Source organism: Indibacter alkaliphilus LW1 (assembly GCF_000295935.2).
GTDB lineage: Bacteria > Bacteroidota > Bacteroidia > Cytophagales > Cyclobacteriaceae > Indibacter > Indibacter alkaliphilus.
The window spans coordinates 1-1,773 of the sequence record NZ_ALWO02000051.1 but is presented as its reverse complement, the minus strand read 5'-3'; the positions used below and the strand labels follow the sequence as shown (position 1 = coordinate 1,773).

At 44.2% G+C, this 1,773-nt stretch carries 1 protein-coding gene; it reads right to left on the bottom strand.

Annotated features, from left to right (window positions below; all coding sequences use genetic code 11):
- Nucleotides 1-1,388 (bottom strand): IS21 family transposase (gene istA / locus A33Q_RS18320; protein WP_456318558.1); only part of this gene is annotated, 1,388 nt, incomplete at its 3' end.
- Nucleotides 1,389-1,773 lie beyond the last annotated feature (385 nt).

The following is a 1,773-nucleotide window of genomic DNA, read 5'->3' as shown; positions in this document are numbered from 1 at the left end:
CCATATACAGCTCTGTTACATGCGGCGTCAAGCCTTTCCCTGCCGTAACTTTTTGATAGCTGTATGATACCTATTGCCCTTTTATAAGCGGTTTCAGGGTAATCCGAATCAATAAAGAGTCCGGTGATGCAGGCCAGCACGTTGGGACCGAGGGCGGAAGCCTGTTTCTTAAAGTATTCGGGATTCCAGTCGAGATACTTTTTATGTGTGCTGCTAAGATGGTCTGCCACGGTATTGTAGCTTCCTCTGGTTCCTCTTTTATGGAAAGCGATCCTTTCGTGACTGTAGTATACTTCCACGACATCCTTTGTATAATGGATCTGGGTAGACTTGCCTATAAACCTGTAGGGTACGCTGTAATGGCTTTTGTCCGGGGAGAAGTAAACATAGCCGATCTTCTGTACCTTTGCCCGTGTATACTCCATCAGCTGGTAAATACCGTTGGGAAGCGGTTTGAGGAGAGCCCTTTCCACGGATTGGAAAAGCTCCCTTCTGCTGGCCTCCTTTCTCTGGAAGAGCATATTGTTGTAGTTCTCCAGNAGNCTTCTGATCTCCCCGTTGAGATCATCAAGAGAAAAGAAGGTCATCTCTCTTATGGGATAAAATATACGCTGGTAACTGAGCTGCACCGCATTCTCGACCAGTGCTTTATCCTGTGGGCTATATGGCCTTGTGGGATTGATCACACAGTCATAATGTCTGGCGAAGTCCTTGAGCGAACGGTTGATCTCAGGCTCGTATTTGCTGGATCTGGTAACGGCTGACTTGAGATTGTCCGATACTACTGCTTTGGGGACACCTCCATAAAAACGCATCATGTTGTTCATACAGCTGATAAGGTCTTCACGTTTCTGGGTCCAGCAGGCTTCCACATAAGTATACAGGCTGAAAGGGAGAACAGATACAAAGATTTCAGCTTTCCTGACCTCTCCTGTTTCCCTNTCAACGATCTCAATCTTTGTACCTGCAAAGTCAATGAATACTTCATGGGCCGGAAGATGCTCAAGTTTCATAGATCCGGCAGCTCTTGCATATATCCTGTGATAATGCTCTAAAAACTGGGTATAGCTGTAAGGGTCTTCTACGAGCTGCCTGTATTCATCATAGTGATGCAGGAAGGTGAATCCGGGATGGTTTCTGGCCGCTTTACCCTGTTCAAAATACTTGGTCAGGGCATCAAACCTCTCGTTTTTGATAGTGGTACGGGATGGGAAAATCTCCCTGAGCCTGCCATTGTTGAATGCTAAAATCTCATCAACTTCATATTCCGAGGCTGTAAGCCAGGAAATATATTGGTTGACAGTGTTGCGGGAAATACCCAGAANCGAACCAATCTTACGGTTGCTGAGTCCATCCCTGTGTAAACTGAAAATCTGTTTAATGTCCATAGGATCAAGTACGTTGGCCATATCTTCTTTTTTAAAGACGATATAGCTGGTTAAACTTGATCTTTCAAAGTATTGGGGTAAACCTGGCCAAAATTGTGGCANAAATCAAACCGAAATCCGATTCAGAAAACTGGCACAGTTTGAACCGAAATAGGCGGCACAGTTACACCGAAATGGGTGGCACAAATCGAACCGTATTATCCAAGGTCGGGCTACTCGATTGTGCCTTCGTGTTTTTTTATTTTTTGAAGTCATTGAAAAATTCAATCAGCTTATCGATTGTGAAATAAGGATTCCGTTGATGTTTTGGTAAATCTGTTTGGACATTGCTTCTCAATGTTTTAGCTCTGACAATGGCAGTTTCTAAATCTTCTTTTAAGATTCC